This window comes from Algoriphagus jejuensis (assembly GCF_039523455.1).
Lineage (GTDB): Bacteria > Bacteroidota > Bacteroidia > Cytophagales > Cyclobacteriaceae > Algoriphagus > Algoriphagus jejuensis.
Genome location: NZ_BAAAFI010000033.1, coordinates 1 through 24,477 on the forward strand (window position 1 = coordinate 1; position 24,477 = coordinate 24,477).

Consider the following 24,477-nt stretch of genomic DNA (forward strand, 5'->3'; position numbering starts at 1 on the left):
TTCCCTTAGTTGGCCTAGGCCAACTAAGGGAATGGGTTGATACAAAGTTTAAACCCTAGACACAGTTTAATGAACTATCCCCATCCGTCGTCTCGATGGGACTTTAGGCGAGCTATACCTTGCTCCATGCGCTCCATTCTTGGCATAGGCTATTCTTACTCCTGTCGTAATTCTTAACACCAGCGCCTTGATACCTACGTCTAGTTACTTAGTACTTTTTTCTTACTTTCGAGTCACCAATGCGCCTCACCCCCTCCTTTTTTACGCTGGACTTCTTTCTGCTCTGCCTGAGCTCCTTCCTGTTTTTTTCTTCGTTCAACATGATCATTCCGGAGCTTCCGGCCTACTTGACTTCATTGGGAGGAGAGGATTACAAAGGGCTGATTATCGCACTTTTTACACTTTCGGCAGGGCTTTCCAGACCTTTCAGTGGTAAGTTGGCGGACAAGATCGGACGGATTCCGGTGATGATGGTCGGCGCCACGGTGTGCTTTGTCGTCGGTCTGCTCTACCCAATTCTGACTTTCGTTTCGGGATTTCTCTTTCTTCGGTTTGCCCATGGATTCTCGACGGGTTTCACCCCTACCGGAGCATCCGCTTATGTCGCCGATATTGTTCCCTTTCAGAAAAGAGGCGAAGCGATGGGAATCCAGTCATTGTTCGGTTCGCTGGGAATGGCTGCTGGCCCGGCGGTCGGAGGCTTGATTGCGAGCATATGGTCGATTAATACCGTCTTCTACTGCGCGGCCTTTACCGCAATCTTCTCGATTCTGATTCTATTCCGATTGAAAGAAACGTTGGTGAAAAAGGAACCGCTTTCCTTCAGGTTATTCAAACTCAAGCGCCACGAAATTATCGAACCAAGAGTGCTGTTGCCTTCGATTGTTCTTTTTCTCTCGGTCTTTTCTTTCGGCGTGGTGCTGACCGTCATTCCAGACTTTTCGACATATCTAGGAATCGAAAACAAAGGACTGTTTTTCGCGGTGTTCACTATCTCATCTTTGGGAATCCGGCTGATCGCCGGAAAGACTTCTGATCGCTACGGTCGGGTGGTCGTCCTGAGGGTTGCAGTTATCTGCATGATGCTGGCGATGGTGTCGGTGGCTTTTGCAGAGACCAAAACGGTTCTCCTGCTCTCCGGCGTACTGTTTGGCGCAGCTGTGGGCATGTACAGCCCAACGACCACGGCTTGGGTCGTTGATCTGTCTTTGGACCACTATCGGGGAAGGGCGATAGCGACGATGTACATCTTTCTGGAAAGTGGCATCGGCGTCGGAGCCTTGGTATCCGGATGGCTTTTTGCAAACAATCCTGAAAACTTCCGTCTGGTATTCCTCTCCTCAGGTGGAGTAGCGTTTCTTGCTTTCCTGATTTTAATTTTTATCAAAAGAGACCGGATGTTTTCCGGACATTCATTGGAAAGTGTCAACTGAGTCTGGTCATTACGAACCGCCATTGCACAATTGCCAATCATCCATATCCAATTCAAGGCTAAAGGAGGTTTCTCAATAGCCCAAATAATTGCTCACCCGTGGTATCGCTAAGATGGACTTTTGGCGACCGTTGTAATAAGTCACTTTCTCTCCGTCAAAGAAAGCTCCCTCCTCCAGCATAACCCGGACATCTTTGTTCCATTCCTTCACAAAGACCACCGCATTCAACTCAATGGCGTAGCCGGTATTTGCATGCAGTGGAAAATCACCTGATCCTGGGTTTATGCCCTGATTGTCCCACATCCCGATGGTGGGGCCAGCCGAGTGTCCATAGTAGCCTAAAGGGTGGGTATAAATACTCCCTTTGATCCCCTCCGACTCCATTTGTTTTCTCGCCGCAGCCAAGATTTCGTTTCCTGTACGTCCACTCACGTAATTGGAGGTTAGGATGTCCTGAAGTCGATTCCCGACCGCCAAGGCATCTTGGAGATACTTTGGCACCTCGGTCTCACCCGCCTTGAGCACATACGCCAGCTCCTGAGTGTCGGTATTCAATCTCAAATACTTGATTCCAAAATCAATATGAAGCAGATCCCCAGGCATGATCACCTGCTCATCAGGCCTAACGGCAAAGGATCGACTTGCCTCTGCCGAAGCGGGGTCAGGCCGTTGGATATCAACTGTTGGGTGAAACCAGGTATCGAGCTTCATCTCGACGATTTTCTCCCTGTAAAACCAAACTACATCCTCGGTGGTCGTCACACCCGGCGTGATCACCCGATCCGAAAGCCCCTCAGCGATGATGTAGTGCGCTAATTCCTGTATGTGTTTGTAAGCCGCCATCTCCGCAGACGTGCGGGTTTCTAACCATCTCACAGCGAGTGTTTGCGCCGAAACCACCTTCGACTTGTGTGCTTCTGGCAGGTTTGCCACAAATTCATCGTGCTCAAAATGCGTCAACCCATCTGCATGCCCATAGTCTTTTGCAAAGTTGAGTCCGATCTTTTTTGGGTTTTTGGAGGAAATGAGTTCCATCAGTGCCTTCCACTGATCCGGCTGTGCTTCGGGATCCCAGGCTCTTTTGAAAGATTTACCCACATCATACCTGGCAACGGCATAAGTTTCCACCTTCGAATTTGGCATTGGTTGATACATCACCAGGATCGTCCTCCTTCTCGCCGCATGCCAAGTGGCCGGCAAAAGCGTACGGATCACCGGATCTTCGTTGTATTCCCGCGACATCACGATCCACATATCGATCCCCGTTTCCGTCATCAGGCTAGGCAAGAGATTTTGAATTCGATCCTCAAGCCAAGCATCGATGACTTCCGCTTGTTCTCTCTGGGAAAGAACAGCCGGCTGCTGAGAAAAGACCGAAATTGTAGTCAGTAACAAAAAAAAGAGAAGTAATGGGCGCTTCATGGGATTCAGGCTGGTTTTGAATCCAAGATAGCTTTTACTGCGAAGATCGGAAGCGCTTTTTACGAAATCGGCGTAAATCCTGAGATTGTCGGTTTCCCCTGCATCCGGTTTTTACTCAAAGAATGAAAGCGATAAAACAACATCCCTGCTGTGATCGTCAGGCCTATTAACAATCCGTACCAAATCCCCACCGCACCCATTTCCAGATTGAAAGCCAGAAAATATCCGAGCGGAAGTCCTAGCACCCAATAGGCCAATGCGGTCACTATCGTTGGTATTTTCACATCTTCCAAGCCTCTCAACACTCCCAGACCGACAGCCTGCAGCCCATCCGAGAGTTGGAACAATCCCGCAATAACCAATAGTGAAGCCGAAAGCGCAACAACCTCGGGATCTCCGATATAGAGTGTCGGGAGAAAAAACCTGAGGCTAAAGAAGATCACCGCACTGCCCAGCATGAAGATGGTAACCATTCCAAAGACCACCATTCCGGCCTCCCGCATGGCCTTCAAGTTGCCTTTTCCTATCTGATTGCTCACCCGGATCATTCCCGCCGTCGCCAGACCTGTCGCCATCATGTAAGAAATCGACGCCAAATTGATGGCGATTTGATGCCCTGCTAACGCATTGACACCGATCCAACCCATCATGATCGCGGCGGTGCTGAAGGCCGAAACTTCAAAAATAAACTGAAATCCGGTCGGTACGCCGATCTTTAAAATCCGGGAGATCATAGGAAAACTCGCGCCCAGCAATGAAAGTCTGAACTGATATTTCTTGTATCGAGGAGAAAGCAAAATGTATCCGCCCATCATGAGCGCCATCAAAACCCTGGAAATCAAGGTCGCCATTCCAGCGCCATTCAAGCCCATTTGAGGGAAACCGAACTTTCCCCAGATCAAAACCCAGTTGAGAAAAACATTGACCAAGTTGGCAAAGATGGTAATAAACATGGCCTGCTTGGTTTGTGACAGGCCCTCCGCCATCTGCTTGAAGGTCTGAAAAACCATAAATGGCAACAACGAAGCTGTGATAATCAAAAGATAGGGGATCGCCAATACGACCACCTCCTCCGGCTGGTCGAGAAAATACAAACCTTGAGATAAACCCAACACCGCAACGGTCAAAAGGATACTCGTAGCAATGTTAATCCAAAGACCGTGACTGAATAGCCGGGAAATCCGAGTTGTCTTCCCTTTGCCATCGGCCTTTGAAACCAACGGGGTAATCCCCATCGAAATCCCAATCCCAAACATCAGGATAACGAAAAAAATACTGTTGCCCAACGAAGAGGCAGCCAATGGCAAAGCTCCAAGCCGACCCACCATCATGCTATCGGCCACGCCGACAGACACCTGCCCAAGTTGACTCAACATTACCGGATAGGCCAAGTGAAAAGTGGTATTTATATGATCTTTGGTGGTCATGTCATCAAAATCCTAAAATTCGAGCTGCTTTGAGAATTCCAGCGACGCTGATGCTGTCAGTGATTTCTCCGGACATGACCATCGCCAGCACATCAGAAAAAGGAAGTTTCCTGATCTCAAGGACCTCAGTTTCTTCAAATTCGGTTTCTCCCTCCGACAAATCTTCCGCAAGGTAGACAACGGCTACTTCGTCAGTTACCGAGTTAGATGTATGAATTTTCATTATTTCGGTCCATTTCTGAGCACTGAGGCCAGTTTCTTCCTTAAGTTCCCGTTTGGCAGATGCTAAAAAGTCCTGACCTAGAGGACCGCCACCCATCGGAATCTCCCAGGCATATTCGTCTAGCGTGTAGCGGTACTGACCAACCAGCCAAGTATTACCTTCATGATCGATGGGAATAATCGCCATCCCCCGATTTTTAAAGTGAACCTTTCCATAGATACCCGGTTTGCCAGCTGGATTGAGGACATCATGCTCCTCAAGTTTTATCCAGGGATTCTCATATACCGGCGTGACCTTCAGTGTAGTCCAGGGATTTTCAGTCATAATTATTCAAAAAAAAAGGGCGGTAGAAGCCGCCCTGGATTTATAGTAAGATCTTGCTTATGCGGGAATTGGGAGCACTTTGGAGTCTTTAAAGGTAGAGAGAATTACCATGGATTGCATGGAATCTACTTCCTTGATTTCTGACACTTTTTCAAGCATCAACTTCTGATAGGCGGTAATATCCTTGGCAATAATCTTCAGGATAAAGTCGCCTGTACCGGTGATGTGGTGGCATTCTATGATCTCTGGGATCTCATTGATCTCCCGCATGAAGGCGTCTATGTTACCTTTGTTATGACCGATGAGGCTTACCAATACAAACGTGCTTACGCCCAATCCGATTCTTTCCGGATCTAGCTTGGCATGGTAGCTCTTGATGATTCCGGATTGCTCCAATTTCTTAACTCTCTCTAAAGTAGGCGCTGGCGAAAGCCCGATATCTTTTGACAACTGGGCATTGGTGATTTTTGCGTTGGCCTGAAGGATTTCCAGAATCCTGCGGTCGATTTTATCGAATTTGATTCTTACGCTATTGTCCATGATATTCCGTATTTGCAAAATTTTATGTGGCGCAAAGTTAATATAATTGATTAATGTTTTAAATCGAATTAACGCTTTTTGATGAACGGAAATCGAAATTTTATTGATCTTTTGCTCGTTCTAAAGCGACAATCCTTCCAAAAGGACTTGTTGTAACAAAAAAATTCAAATTTTCTCCTGTTATTATTTGGTACAACGAAGGGAATTTGATTAAAGTTTATTCTTTTTTATAAAATCTCTGGCTTCTTTATGAGCGGGGTGTTTTCGCTTCGCGAATTTCTTTACCCGATCAAAATACTTTTTTGCCTGTACTTTATTATTGGCCGCAGTTTCCATTTTTCCGAGCTGAATCAAGGAATGCAGGTAGTAGCCACTCTCCTGTGATTCGGACTCTTCACCGTAGGCCACCGTCTTGAGGTAGTACTGCTTGGCCATCGGCCGATCCCCTAGCCGGTAATAATATTCAGCGATGTAGAACGCAGCATACCTGCCACTATTGGATTCATACCCGACTTGTTTATTATCAATCCTGTCCATGATCTCAAACGATTCGCTGACCGACTCCGTCCATTGCCCCACCGCGTACAGGTGTCTGGCATAGGAGCGATGGAAGTATGGATTATTGGGGAATTTGCCATGCAGGTATTCCGAAATTCTCAAGGCATCGTAGGGTCGTTTTTCCTCCGAAGCATAGAGTCTGAAAAGAAAATATTGCGCCTCCACCCGCGTATAGAAGGCGTTGGAAGCAACGGTCTCCAGCTGTCGGAGGCCCAGGGCCTTATCCCCCTTCGGGAAAAGTGCCATCACCGGCTTCATCATTGGATAATTCTCAGGAATCCATGCAGAAAAATAATTAAACAAAGCATCTCCCAGAAGCAGCTCGGGATTGAACTCCGCCTCGCCCCTGCTGAGGTTCATATATTTCAGCGCATTCCTTCCCGCCCAAGTCGCCTTGGTCCAACTTTTTCGCTCGCTGTATAATCTCCCCTGAAATCCATACCCCGCCGCCAAAAAGAACGCTGCTTCCTTGTTGTTTTCGTCAGCATCAAACATCCGCTCAGCCTTCTCATTGGCCCTATCCAAGTATTGGATAAAGATGTTGTCATATCTGGTATTGGTCACGTCCACCTCGATGCGCCACCAATAGCCCAACGCCATTAAAAAGTCCGGCAAAGGATGATCCGGATATTGGTACATGATCACCGTGAAATCATGCTCCGCAGTAGGGAAATCAAAATTATACATGCTGTTAATCGCCTTGGTGATGCGATACTGCAGGCCCTTGTCGAGCAGCAGATACCCAGAAGGATTAGCAGAGTCCAGCGGCACGACCGCTTGACCATAAGCCCGGCTGACAAAAACCACTATCAATACACTTAATACTGCGATCCTAAACTGCTTACTCATTAACTTGCTTTCGTTTCAAATTCAAAATTAAGGCGAAATCCAAACAAACATTTAGATTTGGTTACTTTAACAAATTAAAATGGCAAAAACTGCTTCACCGATTGCACAACGTCTGGAAGAGCTAATAGATTTCGACAAGAGGCTCTATTTTTTGGTTATCGTCCTAATTTTTTTGGTAATCAGATACTTAACCAACACACTCATCCTAGAGTCTATCCCAGACTTCGAATCCCTAGAGCAGCAGGGTGGGCTGATGTTTTTTCACATCTTCAATACACTCAACTATTTATGGACTCCATTTGCTTTGCTTTGGAAATTCACTGTGATTTCGTTTCTATTTTGGTCAATCGGCCTGATGGTGGGTTACAAAGCAAATTACAAAGCGCTTTGGAAGTTTGCATTGGTAGCAGAGTTCGTATTTATCTTTCCAGAACTCCTTCGCCTGCTAGTGTACATAAATCCTTCAAGCAATGTCACCTATTTCGACATCCAGAATTTTGAGCCCCTCTCCGCACTTTGGATTGTAGGGCCGAGTAATGTTGCAGAGAAATACCAATACCCGCTTGCTGTGCTTAATATTTTCGAACTGATCTATGGAATACTGTGGGCTTTTGGATTTCACGCGATTAGCCGAAGAACGCTCGAGGAGAGTGCACTCGTCGTACTGATCGCCTATTTTATTCCCCTGCTCCTCTGGCTCGGATTTTATATCGGTGCATACCGGTAATCTCAGGACGATTGGATAGCCCTGGCTCTAAAATCCGTAAACGAAAAAAGGCCTGATCATCGATCAGACCTTTTGAACCCACTAACCCAACTAATTAAAATCCAAGTCCAAGTGCCATTGCAACCGGGCTAAAACTCAAGTCTGAAACCTTGGTCGCCCCACCTGTCATGAGGTCAATGCTATATACTCCAGAGTTACTACCGACGGTGAATACCGCATAAGCTCCTCCGGAATTTCCTCCAATATCAAATCCATTTTGCGAGTTAACGGTAACACCGAGCGACCCAACAGGAACCAGTACCCCATCATTGGGTGGGATCTGCTTGAAGAATATTCCTGTCGCATGGTCAATCACAAACAATGTCGTGGTGGTAGCACCAGCGATATTATTGGCGTATGCAGCTGCAGAGACCATAGGAACACCTGGATTCAATCTTCCGTCGGTGGCTACGACCGTTCCCAAGTCCGGGTGAAGTCTTAAGTTTTGACCAGTATTCGTCACCAGTCTGATTCGATCCACAGTCGGATTAAAGTCAAAACCAGCTACGTCACCTTCCATCATTGGCATCAGCGGAGTACCGATTGCAGTGAGCGTCCCATTGGAAGGATTCACCGAATACAATTGACTCATCGAGGAAATCGCCAACAATTGTCCGTTTACAGGTCTGAAGTCCAGACCAACTATCTTCTCTCCCATATTCAATCCTTTAAATTCGACCATCGTTGGTTTCGGATCCATTGGATTAAACCTGTAAAACATTCCCTGGGCATCTGCCGCATAGGCAATCGGATCTGTTTTGAACGCCAAGCTTATCACTGGTTGAGTAAACACACCAACCCAAGATGCAGAACCAGAACTCAGATCGATGGTATAAAGTCTGGTTTCAGTGTCCACTCTGTTAACAGCCATCGCAAGGGAATTGTCTGCGAGGATATCCATGTCAGTTAGATTCTGGAAGTCAACCCCCAAATCTCCGACCTCTACCAGGCCGCCGTCATTTGGAGGAACTTGCTGGTACAGCTTATCCGTCGCAATATCTATATCAAACAATATGGTGGCGGTAGCTCCCGAAACGCTGTTGTTGTAGGCCACAGCACCGATTTTCGGATTCATGCCGCCATTAATGCTTCCGTCGATCACTACCACTAGCCCGGTCTCCGGGTGCAGTCTTAGATTTTGCCCAGTTTCCGAAACTAATCTGATTCTATCTACAGTCGGATTGAAGTCAAGCGAAGCCATAGTTCCTTCGATTGCCGGAGTGAAAGGAGCCATACCGAGTGGAGTGGCTACTCCGGAGTTTTCGTTGATAATGTAGAGTCTACTTCCGGAACTCAACCCGTATAGTTGGCCAGTTGCTGGGCGATAGTCGATCGAAATGATGGATTCACCTGAACCTACTCCGGTAATACTTACCATCGAGGCAGGTGCTGCGAGGTTTCCATCTTCAAAATAAATGAGCTGATTTCCTTCTGCGAGCGCGGTAAAGCTCGCTTCTGGCGTCATCCCGGGGGTCTCAATGACGGGCATATTGTCCTCGTCCTTGCATGCGATCATGGTGGTGGCCGTCAGCGCTAAGGCCAAGGCAATTGGATAAAAATTTAGATTTTTCATGGCAGTAAAGTTGATTGTTTGCCGATATACGAGGTGGTAAGATGGCTTGGATCGAGCCAGCGAAAAAATATCTGCGGTGGCGCAACAATCGGGTAGCCACGGACTACATCGTCGAAAAAAAAAAATCTTTTCGGACAGACTTCTGCAAAAAAAAATGAGCCGATCAGCTCATTCTCTATCCTCAGTTACCAAAATCAAACTTTCTCAAAAGGCCATCTCGTAATTCCACCAGACAGGTTTTTCACGGTTTCAAAACCATACTCCGCCATTATCGCACAGGCTTGTTTACTCCTATTTCCACCTTGGCAGTAAAGTAAGTATGTCTTGTTTTTCGGGAGATTCCTGACTTGATTTTTGAAATCCGGCAACCGAACATCGAGGTTTAGGGCACCAGGTATTTTTCTGCTAGCAAACTCCCCGGCTGAACGTACATCAATGAGGACGGAGTCTGGTTGTTTTGAAAATTCAAGAAACTTTGCCGAGGACAAGTCCTCATACGCTTTCACTTTAGGTTTGAAGAAGTCGAACATTTTTTTCTTAAAATTACGATGAACACTGTTTACACTCAGTGCTAAAAGTCACAGTACCACCAAACTAAGTAGACGCTATCGTTCACAAGTCCATCAGTTCTTTGCCGATGATGTAGATTCCCATCACCAGGACAAACCAACCAAAGCCAGTTTTCAGCGCCTTTTCATCAATCTTCTTAGATAGTGCGCTCCCGATAAATATGCCGATCACAGACAACCCTGTGAAAATCAACAACATGTTCCAATCGATGGTTTGCGTAGAAATATCTCCCAAAAACCCAATCAACGATTTAGCGGCTATGATCAACAGCGAAGTGCCTACGGCCATTTTCATGGGAAGTCTAGCAAGCAGCACCAAGGCTGGAATAATCAAAAATCCCCCTCCGGCACCCACTATCCCGGTTATTAACCCCACAACTATCCCTTCCAAAGCGATCATGGGAAGATTGAATTTTACTGCTTGATTTTCGTCGCAATCTTTACATTTCTTATTCCTGATCATTGATACGGACGCCGCTAGCATGATCACTGCAAAAAAGACCATGATGGCGGTATTCTTGGTGACGGGCGACTCTCCGAGAAAAAACAAGGGATCGGGCAACCAAGGCATCAGGAATTTTCGAGTCAAAAAAACCGCGATAAATGAGGGAATTGCGAACACAACCGCCGTCCGATAATTTACCAAACCTTTTTTCATAAAAGTTCCAGCTCCGACCATCGAAGTAGATCCCACCACAAAGAGTGAATATGCCGTCGCCAATATCGGATCAACTCCCAAAATATATACCAATACAGGCACGGTAAGGATAGATCCGCCTCCACCGATCAGCCCCAAACTGATTCCGATCAATACAGCGGCCGCAAATCCTACTATCGTAACAATTTCCATTTTCTAAATTTCTATTCTTATCACAAAAGTAAATCGCATGAATGCAGTATGTAGTGACAATTGTTACAATTACCTAAAAAAATGAGATAAGATCCTTTTGGTTATCGTATAGCTGACGACGGACATTGTCTGCGGAATTTTGCCTTTTTATGAAAAGGAAAATCTAAATTCCGATATAAATGATCCGTTATGAACTTCATCGTCCCCTTAGATTTCTCAGAAAATTCGATAAACGCACTCGAATTTGGGTTGACTATGGCCAGTCGAAAACAAGGAAAAATCACATTGGTTCATGTCGTAGATATGGCCTATGATTTTGCTTCTCAGTCTGCTATTGCGCTGGATAGTGTATATCAGGAATCAAATCGTCAACTTCAATCTTATGTTGACCAATACAAGTCGCCGGATATAGAGATTGATTATGTGGTAATAGCGGGAAATATGGCGATTAGTGTGGCAAGAATCGCGGAGGAACGAAATGCAAATCTCATCCTCATGGGAACTCAAGGAGCAAGTGGGATTTCAAAAACTCTGATCGGAACCAATGCGGTGAATATGATCCGGGAGGCAACCTGTCCCGTGCTGATTGTCCCCGCTCAGGCCCAAGTCGCGGAAATCAGAAAAGTGACGCTGGCCTTGGAATTTGCAAACCACGAGGAACCTTTTATCGACTGGATAGTAGCCATGTCCAACCGATGGGATCTTAATTTGGAAATCCTCCATATTAAAATCCACCGGGATTTCAAGGACGAGCTAGCAGTCCTGGGATTGGAAGAGTATCTGGGAAATAAATATCCGGATGAAATGATCAAAATCCACACGTTCTATGCAGAAAATGCCTCGGACGGTCTAGTCCGCTATATGGAGGAACACTCAAATATGATCCTAGTGATGTGTCGACAACATAGAAACCTCTGGGATCAAATCCTCCAAAAAAGCGAATCGATTCGTTTGGCTTACCATACCCATGTTCCGCTGCTGATCATGCAGTAGGCAATGTTGCGGGTGCTGGAGTCTTTGAAGTGAGCGAGATATGAGTAGCCACTACTTACCTGCTGATCAATTCCTCAAAATCGTCTCGAATGTAGATGATATTTCTGCCCAGCTCGATCCACTTTTTCTTTTCCAACTGCTTCAAAAGCCGGGACACCACTTCCCTGGACGTGCCCAGTTCGTTGGCTATTTCCTGATGGGTTGTATGCAGCTCGTTGGCCTTGTGTTGTTTCATCTTGGTGACGATGTAGCGCATCAGCCGCTCATCCATCCGCTTAAAAGCCACTGCATCCAGAGTCAATAGCAATTCCTGAAACCTCGCTTGATAAGTCATCGACACAAAATCCTTCCATTGCTTATATTCATTGGCGAACTGCTCGTGTACTTGGATCGGGATGAAAATAAGTGTCGCATTTTCTTCCACGACAGCCTTGATTTCGCTGGGTTTAGCCGCAGTACAGCAGGTCAGCGATAGCGCGCAGGTTTCTCCGGGAGTCAAATAATAGAGAAAAAGCTCCTTGCCGTCATCATCCATCCGCATGATTTTTACGGAGCCCTCAACGACCAGTGGAACTACTTTGATAAACTGCCCCGGCTCCATCAAGACTTTTCCGGAAGGAATGTTCATCACCTGTCCCTTGCTTAAAATAGCTTGCAGCAGATGAGGGTCGGTAAAATTGGGTAGCGCTTCTTTGAGTTGTTCGATTGTCATTTTTTCGAATAATGCACAAAAATCAAATTTTTTGTGCGAGCAATAAAGTGATAAAGGTCACAATGAAAAGCTAAAAAATCTTCCCCACCAAATGCAGTCCTCCTTTCGACACTTGTCCCAAAATGACACTCGTAAGCATCAACCATATTACAATGTTTCATACCCCGGATTCTGTGCTAAAATTCCTGGCTCAGCTACTTGTAACTCATTTCTTGGAATGGGAAATATTTTTCTAAAATCCGGTATCCCCATCACTGCGCCGGTCTTATCAAATCTCACCAGATCGAAAAACCGATGGCCCTCAAATGCCAATTCAACCCTTCTCTCCTGAAGCAACGCATTGACAAAGGCATCCATGCTTGGGAGGCTCTGAATCGGCGCTAAATCTGCCCGCTGCCGGATGGTATTTATATCTGCGAGTCCGCTGTTTGGATTTCCAGAAAGCATCGCATCGGCCTCAGCCCGGATCAGGTAAATCTCCGCCAGACGGAATACTTTGGTATTGTTTGCATTGGTCCCGTCCGTGTATTTCAATATCCGATTGGCATTTCTGGAGAAGCCATAGTAAGCGGCACGTTTATCGCCCGCTTCAGTGGCGTTGATAAGACGCTCATCCAAGTTATATTCATCCCGTCTGATCGTGTAGGAATTGAAAGAACTCTGATCCTGGTCATTGAACTCAAGGTCAAAAATAGTTTCTCCAGTTATTTCAGTCGTGTAGTAGAGCTCATCCAAATCGTCCAAAAGCTCAAATCCTCCGTCCGCGATAATCTCATCCGCTGCTGCTTTGGCTACGGCATAGTTCTTTTGATACAAGGCGACTCTCGCCCTCAATGCCAAAGCCGCATAATAATTCATGGTTCCTTGATCCAAAGATTCAGTCAAAAATGAAAGCGCCAAGTCCAGATCTTCATTGATTTGAGCGTACGTCTGGGCAACTGTACTTCTTGGTATGTTGGGAATCTGGTTGAAATCATTTTCCGGAATCGGCTGCAAAAGCAGGGGTAGCCCAAAGCTGGAATTCGGTATGTAATGCTCTCCAAACACGCGCAGCAAATCAAAAAATGCTAAGGCTCGCAACCCATAGGCCTGACCGAGTACGTCATTTTCATTGCTGAAATTAGGATCATCCAAGGAGGGAACTCCTTCAATCAGCAAGTTCGCCGAATTAATCACCCGATAAATCACCGGCCAAGACTCCGTCACAAAAAGGTTGGTAAAAGGAACTGTCATCTGATCTATCTCCAATTGGGAGTCGTAAAATCCCTGAAAAACAGAATTGTCAGCGATCAAATCCATATTGAGAACATACTCAACTCCGTAGTAGTAATCGCTTCCCATAGTGCTATAAACTCCATTTAGGATGGAATTTGCCGATGCTCCATCGACCAAAACCATATTTGCATCCAGGGAGTCCTGTGGATCCTGATCCAGTACATTACATGCCCCCAATCCGAGGATCACTATAAATATTAACGCTGTCTTTTTCATGTGTTTATGATTTTTTAGATGGTCACTTCTGACCGCCGTCAGGTTAGTGGAATCTCTCAAGCTATATAGCCACTTTCCTGTATATCGCTTGCGAAATACTCTATTTCATGATTTCTTTAGCTCAAAGTCCAATGTTGAATCCGACAGAAAAGCTCTTGGTCTGTGGATAGGTACCGAAATCGGCTCCTGCAGCCTGGGGATTTCTGGCGTTTTGATTTACCTCTGGATCTAGACCTGAATAGCCAGTCAAGGTCAGAAGATTTTGCCCCTGCACATACATTCTGAGTTTGCTCAATCCAATCTTCTTGGCCATTTCTGGAGAAAAATTATAGCCCAACGTCACGGTTTTCAATCTCAAAAACGAGCCGTCTTCCAGCCATCTAGTAGAAAACTCTCTCCAATTCATCGAATTGAGGGAAGCCCTGGGGATTTCTGCGCGATCCCCTGGCTCCATCCAGCGCTCATCAGCCAGTTTATGATTGTTGCCATCTGGCAGAGGAAAATCCGTTCCAATACGCGACCAGCCCAAGTTTTCGTATGAGGCACGACTGTGGTTAAACACCTTGTTTCCTACGACAAACTGAAAAAACAGTCCCAAATCAAATCCTTTGTATTGAAGGTTGTTATTCCATCCACCAAAAAAATCCGGTTGCGCATTTCCGACAATGCTACGGTCAGCAGAGTTGATCGCTCCGTCGTCATTGACATCAATCCATCTCATGTTTCCGGTTTCGGGATCAACACCCTCATGATCAATCAAGTAAAAGGTACCAATTGGATGTCCCATGGAGAGTATATGGGAGTCGTTGACAATCTGGTCATCCACTTCCAATTCCAACACTTTATTCTTCACCTGAGATATATTGAACGAAGTGTTCCATGACAAGGGGCCGTCCAGCACTACCCCTCCTAGAGTCAGTTCAAACCCCCTATTTTCGATTTTGCCAATATTTTCGGTCACAGTAGTAAATCCAGAAATCCCAGGGATCAACCTGTCCAGAAGCAGGTCATCAGTGGTTTTTATGAAGTAATCTGCCGAAAGCGTAATTCGATCGCCCCAGAACCCCATGTCTACACCAAAATCAAACTGTGCGGTAGTTTCCCAAGAAAGGTTGCTGTTGCTCAATTGAGTGGGAACCAAACCGGGCGTTTGCCGATAAGCGGCCACTCCGTAAAGGCCTCTAGAAGCAAAATTTCCTATTCCGTCCTGATTGCCTGTGATCCCATAAGATGTCCTGAGTTTCAAGTCCGAAATCAGATCCTGTGTCTGCATAAACTCTTCGTCACCCATTCTCCAAGCAACCGATCCTGATGGAAAAAACCCAAACTGGAAATTTTCACCAAACCTGGATGAGCCATCCGCTCTCCCGGTAAAAGTGAACAGGTATTTGTTTGCAAAGGAATAATTTGCTCTTGCAAAATAGGAGGCCAAGCCCCAGTTGGTTCCGTCGGTAGATCCGACGGTCACCTTGGAAGCCACTGAGAGGTTGGTAAACAGGTCGTTGGGATAACCCTGTGCGGTAATGTCAGCAAACTTTCTATTTGACTCCTGGTAAGACAACCCGACTACGGCAGTCAACGCGTGTTTTTCTCCAAAGTCTTTCGTATAGGTCAGGTAGTTCTCCGCCAACCAAGTAAAATCCTGTGTAGAACCGTAAGTCCCCTGGCCATTGTAATTCGCATTTTGTGACTCGCGGGATATGATCGGAGTATAGGATTCATCGTCCAAATTGGTGTAGTCAATGGACAAGGAACCTCTTAGGGTCAAACCTTCTGACAAGGTCGCTTCTCCATAGACAGTTCCCAAGCTCCTCACGGTACGGGTGTATCGGTAGTATTCATTGGCTATCAGCACGGGATTGTCCAGCATCCACCAACCGAAGTAGTTGAAAGGATCCGCATAGCTCCCATCCTCTTCATAGACCGGCATCAATGGATCTCCGGCGATAGAATTGATCACCACACCATAGAGGGAATTATCGTTGATCGTCCGTTCTTGCACGGTTCGGGTCAAGTTCAGGTTAGTTCCGACTTTCAGCCAATCGTTCACCTTAGTATCTAAATTGACTCGTCCGGAAATCCGCTCAAAGCCGGTTCCAAGCTGAACTCCTTCTTGATTAAAGTACGCCAATGAAGTATAGTATTGGGTATTGTCTGTGCCTCCTGAAGCAGAGATATCATAGCTCTGAATCGGAGCATTTCTAAAAATTTCATCATACCAGACGGTATTTTGTAAATCCGGATCGGCAGGATCCATTCCCCAAACGTCCGTGATGTTATCATAGCCATAATCCTCCCCTGCTCGGATATCCTGGCGGATGGCATCATTCATCAGTTCCAAAAATTCTCGGGAGGAATGCATCTCTATTTCATTGGTGATGCTTTGAGTGCCATAGAAACCATTGATTTCTATTTTTGCCTGACCAGTCTTTCCTCTTTTGGTAGTAACCAAAACTACTCCGTTTGCTCCTCTCGAACCATATATTGCGGTAGCCGAGGCATCCTTCAGTATTTCAATCGACTCGATATCTCCGGGATTGATGTCTGCCAGCGAGTTGGTTGACTGACCTCCGGAGAAAAGTCCTGACAGATCCTCAGAAATAATGGGAATACCGTCAATCACATAAAGGGGCTGACTGGAAGCAGAGAGAGAGGTATTGCCTCTGATTTGCATCGTAATCCCAGCGCCGGGAGTACCGGAAGGTGAAGCGACAAAAACACCTGCGGCTCTGCCCTGTAGGGCATTGTCCAGAGATGCCACCGGGAGTCTCGCAATCTCATCTCCTTTGACAGAGCCCACTGACCCTGTAAGGTCTCTCTTATTGGTCGTCCCATAGCCTACCACCAAAATTTCCCCCAAGGTCGTCTCGTCTACCTCAAGTACCACATTGATTAGCGCTCTATTGCCTATCAATATTTCTTGTGTTAGAAATCCCACAAATGAGAACACCAAAATCTCTTCCGTGTCTACCTCGAGCGTATAGTTACCATTCACGTCTGTGATAGTCCCCTTGTTCGGGTCGGATTTCACGAACACGTTGACTCCGGGCATCGGCAAATTGTCCTCTCCGGAAATCACAACGCCGGTCACCGACTTGTCTTGAGCCAAGAGATGTCCTGATATCAGGAACAGTCCCAGCAGTCCAGTAAGTAGCTTTAGTTTCATGCGATAGTTGTTGGTTTAGGTTCAAAAAAAATCCTATCCGAGCATAATACAAAATAGCGTATTTTTTTCTATGTTCCTCGTTATCAATTACAATAGCTACAATTTATCTCCAAAAATTCAATACTAAGTTAAAATCTAACTCTTTAATTCAAGTCGAAAAAATGTCTTTTGATCGAAAAGATATTTTCGATGTAAGGCTATTAAAGAAAAAAGCCGTTTAGAACTCTAACCATTGGGCCACTACCATTTAAATCACCAAAGTCTGCCAAACGCAAGAATTTGCGGATGATCATGAAAAATCATCCCGGAGGTTTAAAAGGTTATTTCCTACGTTGATCCTTTTTTCCGTCGGTTTCAAAAAACTTGACAACTTTTCCCAGGACCTCCCTTGGTTGAAGGTTGTTTCTCGAAACGCTTTATGCAGTTCGGGTGCCCTGTGTATTTTCATCTTGGAAACGACATAGCTCCTCCGCCGCTAAATCATTTTAGTTAGCGACATCAGTCAGCTTGTTTTCGAATCGAATCCGATTTTCGCTCCCTTTTAAACCAATATTTTAAGTGACTATTATCACTGTGCAACGAATTGGGCCCACCTATCTTCACCATTGTCCAAAGTCCCAAACTATGAAACACTATCAGATTTTAATCATCGGAGGAGGCACTGCAGGAATTACGCTAGCAGCGCAGTTGATGCGAAAAGATAAATCGCTAAAGCTGGCCATCATCGAACCCTCAGACAAACACTATTACCAACCTGCTTGGACATTGGTCGGTGCGGGGACATTTGACTTTAAAGACACGGAACGGGATGAAGCAGATTACATTCCGAAAGGTGTAGAATGGATCAAAGACAAAGCGACGGCAATCAACCCAGAGGCAAATCAGGTCTCTACCGTCAACGCAGGCGATTTCACCTATGACTATTTGATCCCTGTCCCGGGCTTGGTCATGGCTCCAGAACTTCTTCCCGGCCTCCCCGAAGCCTTGGACAAAGGAGTCGTATGCTCCAACTATACCGATCCAGAACATACCTGGGAAGTACTCCAGAATTTCAAAGGTGGAAATGCGGTCTTTACCCAGCCGACGACTCCGATAAAGTGCGGTGGAGCTCCTCAAAAAATAATGTACATGGCGGAAGAATACTTCAGAAAATCCGGCGTCCGAGACAAAACCAACGTGCTCTTTGCTACTCCAGGTACGGTAATCTTCGGCGTCCCTGACTTCGCCAAAACGCTCAATAAAATCATTTTTGATCGGAATATCCTCTTTAAACCGTTCTATGCTCCAATCAAAATCGATCCGATAAAACAGGAGATCACCTTCCGATATTCAAAGCCTGGAGAAAGTAACTGTACGATCATGGAAGGGAATCCCCTAGGCGAGGAAATGGTAGGAGCCATGGACATCAACATCCACTATGACATGCTTCACCTCGCTCCCCCTCAGACCGCACCGAAGTTTATCCGAGATTCAAAGATTTCCATTCAGGAAGGTCCGGGCAAGGGGTGGGTCGATGTAGACATCCACACCATGCAGCACCTACGCTACCCAAATATCTTCTCTCTAGGAGACGTGGCCTTCTTACCAACCGCCAAGACCGGAGCAGCGATCCGAAAACAAGCGCCAATTCTCGTCGAAAACCTGCTAAAGATGATTCAGTCAGGCAAATTAGGAGAGCATTCCTATGACGGCTACTCTTCTTGTCCTATCGTCACGGGTTACAGTAAAATGGTGCTTTGTGAGTTTAAGTATGATAACGAAAGAGCCAGCGACCCTATCATCACCAAGTTTGTGGATACCACCAAGGAACAATATAGCATGTGGCTTTTGAAAAAGTACGGACTTCCGTTTATGTATTGGAATCTGATGCTTCGAGGCAAGGCTTAACCTTTTGAAGCAGAAGAAGCTGTCTCTCGACAGCCTCTTTTTTCATAGTTAACATAAATCTTAAACTAGCAGATCAAGCTTTTGAATTTTTCCGATCAAGTGTCGTCAACTCATTTTTCAGACTATCCAAAGCATTGTACAAACTCTTTCCTTCCTCCGAACTCGCTATCGCCAAACCATTCAGCAGGATCTCCAAGTGCTCCAATTCCGACTTTCGGTTAGAGGCACTGCCCCCGATATCCCAAAGCTCTTTATAAGCCTTTGTCGCGTTTGCTGTGCTAGTCGAGCTAGGACTTATCATCAATTTGGAGAGCATTTGGTTGGCGTCTTCTGCATAATCCCAAAAGCTGTTCTTTTCCTTCCCCTTATCCGAGCTGTTTCGCTTAAACTTATTCATCAATTGGGCAAGGCCCAGCTTGGGTTTTTCATCCAAAAACGCGAGCTCCTCACCACTGATCAGCTCATGAATTCTTCCAAGTTGCAGACAATTGTTGATCGAATAAGAATCCGCGTAATTCTGATTCCTGGCTGCCTCAAAGTAAGCCTGAGTGGACAGCAGGAGCGTTTGGGTGTAAAGCCCTTTTTCTTTGTCGCTCAACAACATCAGCTTCCTCTTGTAGGCGCTGCCCAAAAGACTGTATCGCTCCGAAGTCTTGCCTATTGCCAACAGTCCTTGCAATTTTAGAATAACATCATCGATCGTACTTACCAGGTTCTCCTGTTCTTTTTCACCCGATTTTTGGGATTGCTTCCTTTCTACCAGATACTTTCCGGCAATGTTGCAATACTGCTCGATCGCTTTGAAGCTAAATCCTGCCTTTTCATTTTTAAACAGTTCTTCGTATGCTGCTTTACAGCTACCGTAGTCTCCAAGCTTAGCGTAGATATCAGCCTTATGCTCCAGAATTTTTTCGCTGGAAAGATTGGCTTGCTTGAGTGCTTCTTCAAGCAAGGCGATTTTCTTTCTCGCTTTGTCGGCATCGATATTTTTCGATTCTAGTTGAAAACACAAGTTAAAAAGTTCGATTTCAGCTTCCTCAAGTAAGTAGAAACTTGTCCCTGGCTTGCTGGAGGAAGACGGACCATTGATTTTATAGAAGGGATCGCCATAGCATTGGTACGCCCCCCATGTATTTGTTCGACTATGATGATCATCGTAGATCGACTTTCGAGCAGATTTAACCGCCTCTCCAAAAGAAACGTCGCTAAACAGGCATTCGTAAAACCTATCGCAGAAATCGTAGGCAGCAGTATCGTCTACCGCCCATCCTGCTACAATAACTGCCTTCACTCCTATTTCAATCAATTGAGTCCCAATGTTGGCCGCGAGTTTATTTCGGTTTCGATTCGACTCCTCCGCATCGGAGTCCAAATATCCGAGATAGCAACAATTTACAAAGACAAACTCCGGAACCTTGCTTAATTGCGCTATATCACTGGTAGTGAGATATTGTCCATTCCCTATCACCATACCGGAAGGTTTTTTTGGATCAGCATTAAAAATACCATGTCCTGCCAAGTGGATGATCTTATAGTCTTGGGTAAAAAACTTGAGAATAATTTCAGAGGCAGAACTGTTGATCAGTGTCTCGGTGGTATATCCTGATTCTTTCAGTTTGTCAGCAACGTGAATGGCTTCTTCTTTGGCTCCTTTGAGTTGCCCCATATACCCTTTCAAATTGGGATCGCCAACAATCAATGCCCGTCGATTCTGTACACTAATTGGCAGCTTCCTGAAATTGGTGGTTGCCAGTTGGCGCACCATTCCGGAATGGATACAGAGTGGCAAACCTCTGAGGTCTTCCTGTAGCATTTCCCAGGGGAAGTTAGCGGTTCGCTTGTCCAGCACCCAAGTGATGTTGTTTTGACGTTTGAGATCCTCTTTAAATTCAAATGGGATCAGAAGTTCGAACATGGTTTTGGCGATTTCCGGCTCGAATTGGTTTCTCCGAGTCATTCCATCCAGCAGGTTATCGATATTGCTCAGGTTTGTCAGCAACGGAACTTCCTTTTCACTTGCCCCATTGGTGGCCATCGCCATTCGGATTGTCCTGCCGTAGCCCGTTTTGGAATCCTCATCGATTTTCTCTTCAGTTACCTTGATTCGAGTCCACCAATCGGAAGTATTGTCATGAGGTATTCGTGATAGTCTTCCAATTTTTTTACCCAGGCAAAGTGTAGGCACACTGATGTTAAACTCCCTGCTTTCGTCTTGTTCTAGGTTTTTTACCGTTCTGAGTATCCCTAGTGCTCGATCTTGATAGAGTTCGATGATCTCGATTTCTTCGATCACCTGCACTTTATTTTGGTAAGTCTTTCGGATATTGCGATTAGCGTCCTGAATCCCCAAAATAGTGGACCTGATGGAAGTATCACTGGAAAATCCTCCATAAGAAGTCGCAAGCGCGATGACAGTGATACCCAACACCTCTCGTTTATCAAGTCCTTCCTTTTCACCAGATTCTTTATTTTCGCTATCCTCTCTGATATTTCTGATAGTGAGGTAGCGGGATATGCCCTTGGATACGCTCATCATGAGTTGGTAGGGAGTCAGCTCTCCCGGCACTCCCATTCCGATCACTACCGTTCCCTTAAAAAGTTTTTCTTCCCTGGTGATGTCTTTTGTCAATACGATTTGGTGTGTACCTACAGGGCCGGGATATAAGCCCAGACTCAGCAGTCGAGAAAGTTCGTAGCCCAACTTTTTGTCAATAGCCCGCTCTGTCGTAAGGATGGTATCAAATTCAAAGTGGCCGGCCAACACCGGGAAATCCGCATAAGTCAAATCACCGTGACAGACTTTGACTTGAATAGGAGTCTCATGGTCTCTCTCTTCTCCCTCTTGCCCTATTCCAAGGATAGTCTGTACCGTATTTTCTTCACTTATGTCAAAGATCTCCTCTTCCTTGGCAATAAAACTGGATTCCTCTCCCCGACCCTTCGGCAAATTGTTTTGCAAGCGTCCGGTGACCCCTTGATTTAGAATGTCTTCTATTGCGCCAAAGATCTTCTTTTCGGCGGAGAGCGCCCCATGGGTGACGTTGGCATAGTAGAGGCGTTTCGATTCCAAGATTTGCTTGGGAATCCCACTCTGCCAGGTCACACTTTCGTCTCCCTCATTGGTGGCATAAAACAGTAACTTTCCATCCTTGATTTCCAAATCAGAGATTGTAGATTTCTTCTTTCGGCTTTGTCCTGCGATGTAGTAGATATTATCGTAGTTGATTTCAGGTTCACCTTTGAGCACCATTTGTTGATACTTTCCAAAGGCTTTCAAGTCACTTTCACTGGGAATCGGCCAGGACTCGTCTCCTGAGGCTTTGCGGAGCTTTTCCCAGAGACTGCGATCCGAAAAATCATGCTTGCCGGTTTTGTTGATTGGAAGGAGTGCGAGGATTCCCGGGAAATTCACAAATACACTCATCAACTCCCTGGCAGAATTGAAGATGTCAATCTTAGCCAAAAGCTTAATAATCCCGTCTCTGCCAAAAAGCACATAGGGGATTCGGTAAGAACCTCCCAGGGGAGAACCTAGAAATAGAATTTTAAATCCAGGCAAAGCACTCAGTTGCTTGTAGGTATCTGGATGATAAAGGATAAAGTCCCGGGTCAGAACACCTCCCATGCTGTGTCCGACCATCTTGATCGGTTGCCCTAGCGTTAATAAATCCTTGATCCTTTCATTGAGGAGCTTGGCATTTTGCTCCATTCCGTGTCTCCAGTCAAAGGGAAATGCCACGACATCGTAATTTTTCTCCAGATAGTCTCCCAATTTCTTGTAGGAAGTTTTGATCAGGGAGTCGACATTCACGCCATCTGTAGGAGTTGGAAGAAGCTTGCTCAGATCTCCTACCAGAAAACGAGCATACTGCACCCAAATCAAGTCTTGATCATCTTTGAGATTGGAGCCCATGATGCCTGGAAGTAGAATCAAAATCGGCTTCTTACCACTGATTTCTTTGGTGCCGTAATAGCTACCGCCTTCCAAGAATAAGCCTCCTCGATCTCTTTCCTCACCTCTTAGGAAAGTGATATTATCTGTCTTGATTTTGCCAACGAACTCCTCTGGCTTACCAAATAAGGCTACTTGAATGATCTTGCGAACTCGCGGGGTCTTGAAATACTTGATGTGGTCAATCTGTCCCGTTTCTTCCATGTAGACGAAGACATTGCCCTTCACCCGCTTGGCGCCAAACTCCATACTTGCCGTATCTACGACCAAGTCGTTTTTCCCCCGGAAAAAGAACTTGCCCACCAACACCACCAAACTCTTAAACGACAAGCTTAATTCACTACTACCCGCCACCACGATCAGCTTAGAGTCTACCTCTAGCTTGGTTCCCTGAAAATTCAAAACCTTGATAAAGGGCGACTCTGGATTCATGGACTCCAAGCCAGGCAACACCGAGACATCGTCTTTGGTCTCAATCGATGCCAAAGCCAATTCCTTCATGGTAGCGAAAATCGGATTGGATACGCTGCCGATCGCGGCCCCGAGTAGGTTGATGATCACATTGAGAAACATGTCCAAGCGCTTAGAGGCAAGCGTAGTTCCGTTGGCAGGACAGGCAACCCGCACGAGTCGATCGACGGTGATGGATTTGGTTTCAAGCAGGTCAGCGATTTTCCCAATCGTTTTCAGGTCGCCTTCTCGCTCGCTTTTGGAGAGGACATCTCGCTCTTTGTCGTCAAATCCGATCTTGTGAGACGCAAACCTAGCCAAGAGATCGCCGACTAATCCGCCTCGTGAGTGAGTTATAAGATCCAATTTGATCCCATCAGGGAGACTTTCCAAGCCTGCCAAGACATTCTCCAGCGGACTGCAGGTCAGAGTCCGGTGTTGAAGCGCCAAAAGATGGTCAGCACCGTACGTGTCCACTATCACTTTCCATTCGTCCGTTCCCTTCATCTCTGCAAACGATCCCAAGGTAGAAGAGCCAGTTCCGTGCACAAACAAAAGATACTTTTTGCTGACGTCAGCTTTTGATAAATCTGCTATCCCCAAATCAAAATCCTGGCTGACGCTTAATACGACAGCAGCACCTTCACCCTCAAAGGTTTTGCCAGCAAACCCCAGCGCTGAATTCTCCGCCTTCGTGGCCAAGTGCCGTATTCCAGGACGGATCACCTGATTCTTCACAAAGACCTTCGCCGCCTTCAAGACTACTGTCTGAACAACGCTGCGGTCTTGCTCGTCCGTTTCGATCTCACCGGTAAGGTAGATCTCATCCCCGTCCGCCCCTCGCTTGAGTTCCTTCGAAAAAATCTGCTTGATCGACTCTGCATCGCCCAGCCAGATGGAGTTGTCTTCGAAATTCAGTTCTAATATTTCGTCTTCTTTAAGCTCCAACACATGCTCTGGGACATCGCTTCGGGTAGAGCTCTCCACCGTGAATGTTTTACTGACATTGTAATACCCCATGGCCTGATCTTCGGCCTGAGAAATCTCTTTAGGCAGTTCCTGCCCTCTGAGTTTGATCTTGAAAGTTGACATGATAAGAAAGTTTTATAAAATGGGTAAAAAAACAGACCTGTACGCAACTGAAAAAAAACACAGGCAGATTAAGTGAAAGATTCACAAACAATTAAATCTATAAAGTTATCCTCTCGTTTGCAATACAAAAAGCCGATAATCCGGATCTAAATCCCACTAATATTTGGTTTTGGTATTTCGTTAAAAAAGTAGATCCATTT

The 24,477-nt window shown here is 45.9% G+C and carries 16 protein-coding genes; 4 read left to right on the top strand and 12 right to left on the bottom strand.

The genetic code is table 11. From position 1 onward, the window contains the following. Positions 1-239: 239 nt before the first annotated feature. Complete coding sequence (locus ABD031_RS14010) at positions 240-1,433, top strand: MFS transporter (protein ID WP_343852521.1); 1,194 nt, start codon at positions 240-242, stop codon at positions 1,431-1,433. Between the two features lie 72 nt (positions 1,434-1,505). Here the strand turns inward: ABD031_RS14010 and ABD031_RS14015 are convergent, their stop codons facing one another. The 5 genes from ABD031_RS14015 to ABD031_RS14035 form a co-directional block, all read right to left on the bottom strand. Continuing rightward, positions 1,506-2,855 carry a M24 family metallopeptidase gene (locus ABD031_RS14015; RefSeq protein ID WP_343852523.1) on the bottom strand — a complete coding sequence of 450 codons (1,350 nt, stop codon included), beginning with the start codon at positions 2,853-2,855 and terminating at the stop codon, positions 1,506-1,508. A 59-nt stretch (positions 2,856-2,914) separates the two neighbouring features. Then, the gene (locus ABD031_RS14020) at positions 2,915-4,282 is read right to left on the bottom strand and encodes an MATE family efflux transporter (RefSeq protein WP_343852525.1); all 1,368 of its coding nucleotides are present in this window, start codon (positions 4,280-4,282) and stop codon (positions 2,915-2,917) included. A 4-nt stretch (positions 4,283-4,286) separates the two neighbouring features. Further along, positions 4,287-4,829 carry an NUDIX domain-containing protein gene (locus tag ABD031_RS14025; protein ID WP_343852527.1) on the bottom strand — a complete coding sequence of 181 codons (543 nt, stop codon included), beginning with the start codon at positions 4,827-4,829 and terminating at the stop codon, positions 4,287-4,289. Positions 4,830-4,886: 57 nt separating this feature from the next. Next, positions 4,887-5,369, bottom strand: coding sequence for an Lrp/AsnC family transcriptional regulator (locus ABD031_RS14030; RefSeq protein WP_026970059.1), 483 nt, complete (start codon positions 5,367-5,369; stop codon positions 4,887-4,889). Positions 5,370-5,579: 210 nt separating this feature from the next. Further along, positions 5,580-6,776, bottom strand: a complete 1,197-nt coding sequence (locus tag ABD031_RS14035; protein ID WP_343852530.1) for a tetratricopeptide repeat protein — start codon at positions 6,774-6,776, stop codon at positions 5,580-5,582. A gap of 79 nt (positions 6,777-6,855) precedes the next feature. Here ABD031_RS14035 and ABD031_RS14040 point away from each other — a divergent pair, with 79 nt between their 5' ends. Beyond that, complete coding sequence (locus ABD031_RS14040) at positions 6,856-7,503, top strand: sulfate ABC transporter permease (RefSeq protein ID WP_343852532.1); 648 nt, start codon at positions 6,856-6,858, stop codon at positions 7,501-7,503. Between the two features lie 94 nt (positions 7,504-7,597). Here ABD031_RS14040 and ABD031_RS14045 read toward each other — a convergent pair whose 3' ends face one another. From ABD031_RS14045 to ABD031_RS14055, 3 genes are all read right to left on the bottom strand, one after another. After that, the gene (locus ABD031_RS14045) at positions 7,598-9,115 is read right to left on the bottom strand and encodes a DUF4394 domain-containing protein (RefSeq protein WP_343852534.1); all 1,518 of its coding nucleotides are present in this window, start codon (positions 9,113-9,115) and stop codon (positions 7,598-7,600) included. A 194-nt stretch (positions 9,116-9,309) separates the two neighbouring features. After that, positions 9,310-9,645, bottom strand: a complete 336-nt coding sequence (locus tag ABD031_RS14050) for a rhodanese-like domain-containing protein (RefSeq protein WP_343852536.1) — start codon at positions 9,643-9,645, stop codon at positions 9,310-9,312. Positions 9,646-9,727: 82 nt separating this feature from the next. Continuing rightward, positions 9,728-10,534, bottom strand: coding sequence for a sulfite exporter TauE/SafE family protein (locus ABD031_RS14055; protein ID WP_343852538.1), 807 nt, complete (start codon positions 10,532-10,534; stop codon positions 9,728-9,730). 189 nt (positions 10,535-10,723) lie between these two features. Here ABD031_RS14055 and ABD031_RS14060 point away from each other — a divergent pair, with 189 nt between their 5' ends. Next, the gene (locus ABD031_RS14060) at positions 10,724-11,527 is read left to right on the top strand and encodes a universal stress protein (RefSeq protein WP_343852540.1); all 804 of its coding nucleotides are present in this window, start codon (positions 10,724-10,726) and stop codon (positions 11,525-11,527) included. A 55-nt stretch (positions 11,528-11,582) separates the two neighbouring features. On the opposite strand, the gene ABD031_RS14065 is transcribed toward ABD031_RS14060, so the two are convergent. The 3 genes from ABD031_RS14065 to ABD031_RS14075 all read right to left on the bottom strand — a co-directional run bounded on the left by ABD031_RS14065 (position 11,583) and on the right by ABD031_RS14075 (position 16,896). Next, on the bottom strand, positions 11,583-12,239 hold the full coding sequence (locus ABD031_RS14065; protein ID WP_343852542.1) for a Crp/Fnr family transcriptional regulator: 657 nt from the start codon (positions 12,237-12,239) through the stop codon (positions 11,583-11,585). Between the two features lie 147 nt (positions 12,240-12,386). After that, the gene (locus tag ABD031_RS14070; protein ID WP_343852544.1) at positions 12,387-13,730 is read right to left on the bottom strand and encodes a RagB/SusD family nutrient uptake outer membrane protein; all 1,344 of its coding nucleotides are present in this window, start codon (positions 13,728-13,730) and stop codon (positions 12,387-12,389) included. Positions 13,731-13,851: 121 nt separating this feature from the next. Further along, on the bottom strand, positions 13,852-16,896 hold the full coding sequence (locus ABD031_RS14075) for a SusC/RagA family TonB-linked outer membrane protein (RefSeq protein WP_343852546.1): 3,045 nt from the start codon (positions 16,894-16,896) through the stop codon (positions 13,852-13,854). A gap of 624 nt (positions 16,897-17,520) precedes the next feature. On the opposite strand from ABD031_RS14075, the gene ABD031_RS14080 reads away from it, so the two are divergent. Next, positions 17,521-18,783, top strand: coding sequence for an NAD(P)/FAD-dependent oxidoreductase (locus ABD031_RS14080; RefSeq protein WP_343852547.1), 1,263 nt, complete (start codon positions 17,521-17,523; stop codon positions 18,781-18,783). 73 nt (positions 18,784-18,856) lie between these two features. Here ABD031_RS14080 and ABD031_RS14085 read toward each other — a convergent pair whose 3' ends face one another. Continuing rightward, positions 18,857-24,277 carry a DUF7379 domain-containing protein gene (locus tag ABD031_RS14085; protein WP_343852549.1) on the bottom strand — a complete coding sequence of 1,807 codons (5,421 nt, stop codon included), beginning with the start codon at positions 24,275-24,277 and terminating at the stop codon, positions 18,857-18,859. Between the last annotated feature and the right edge of the window lie 200 nt (positions 24,278-24,477).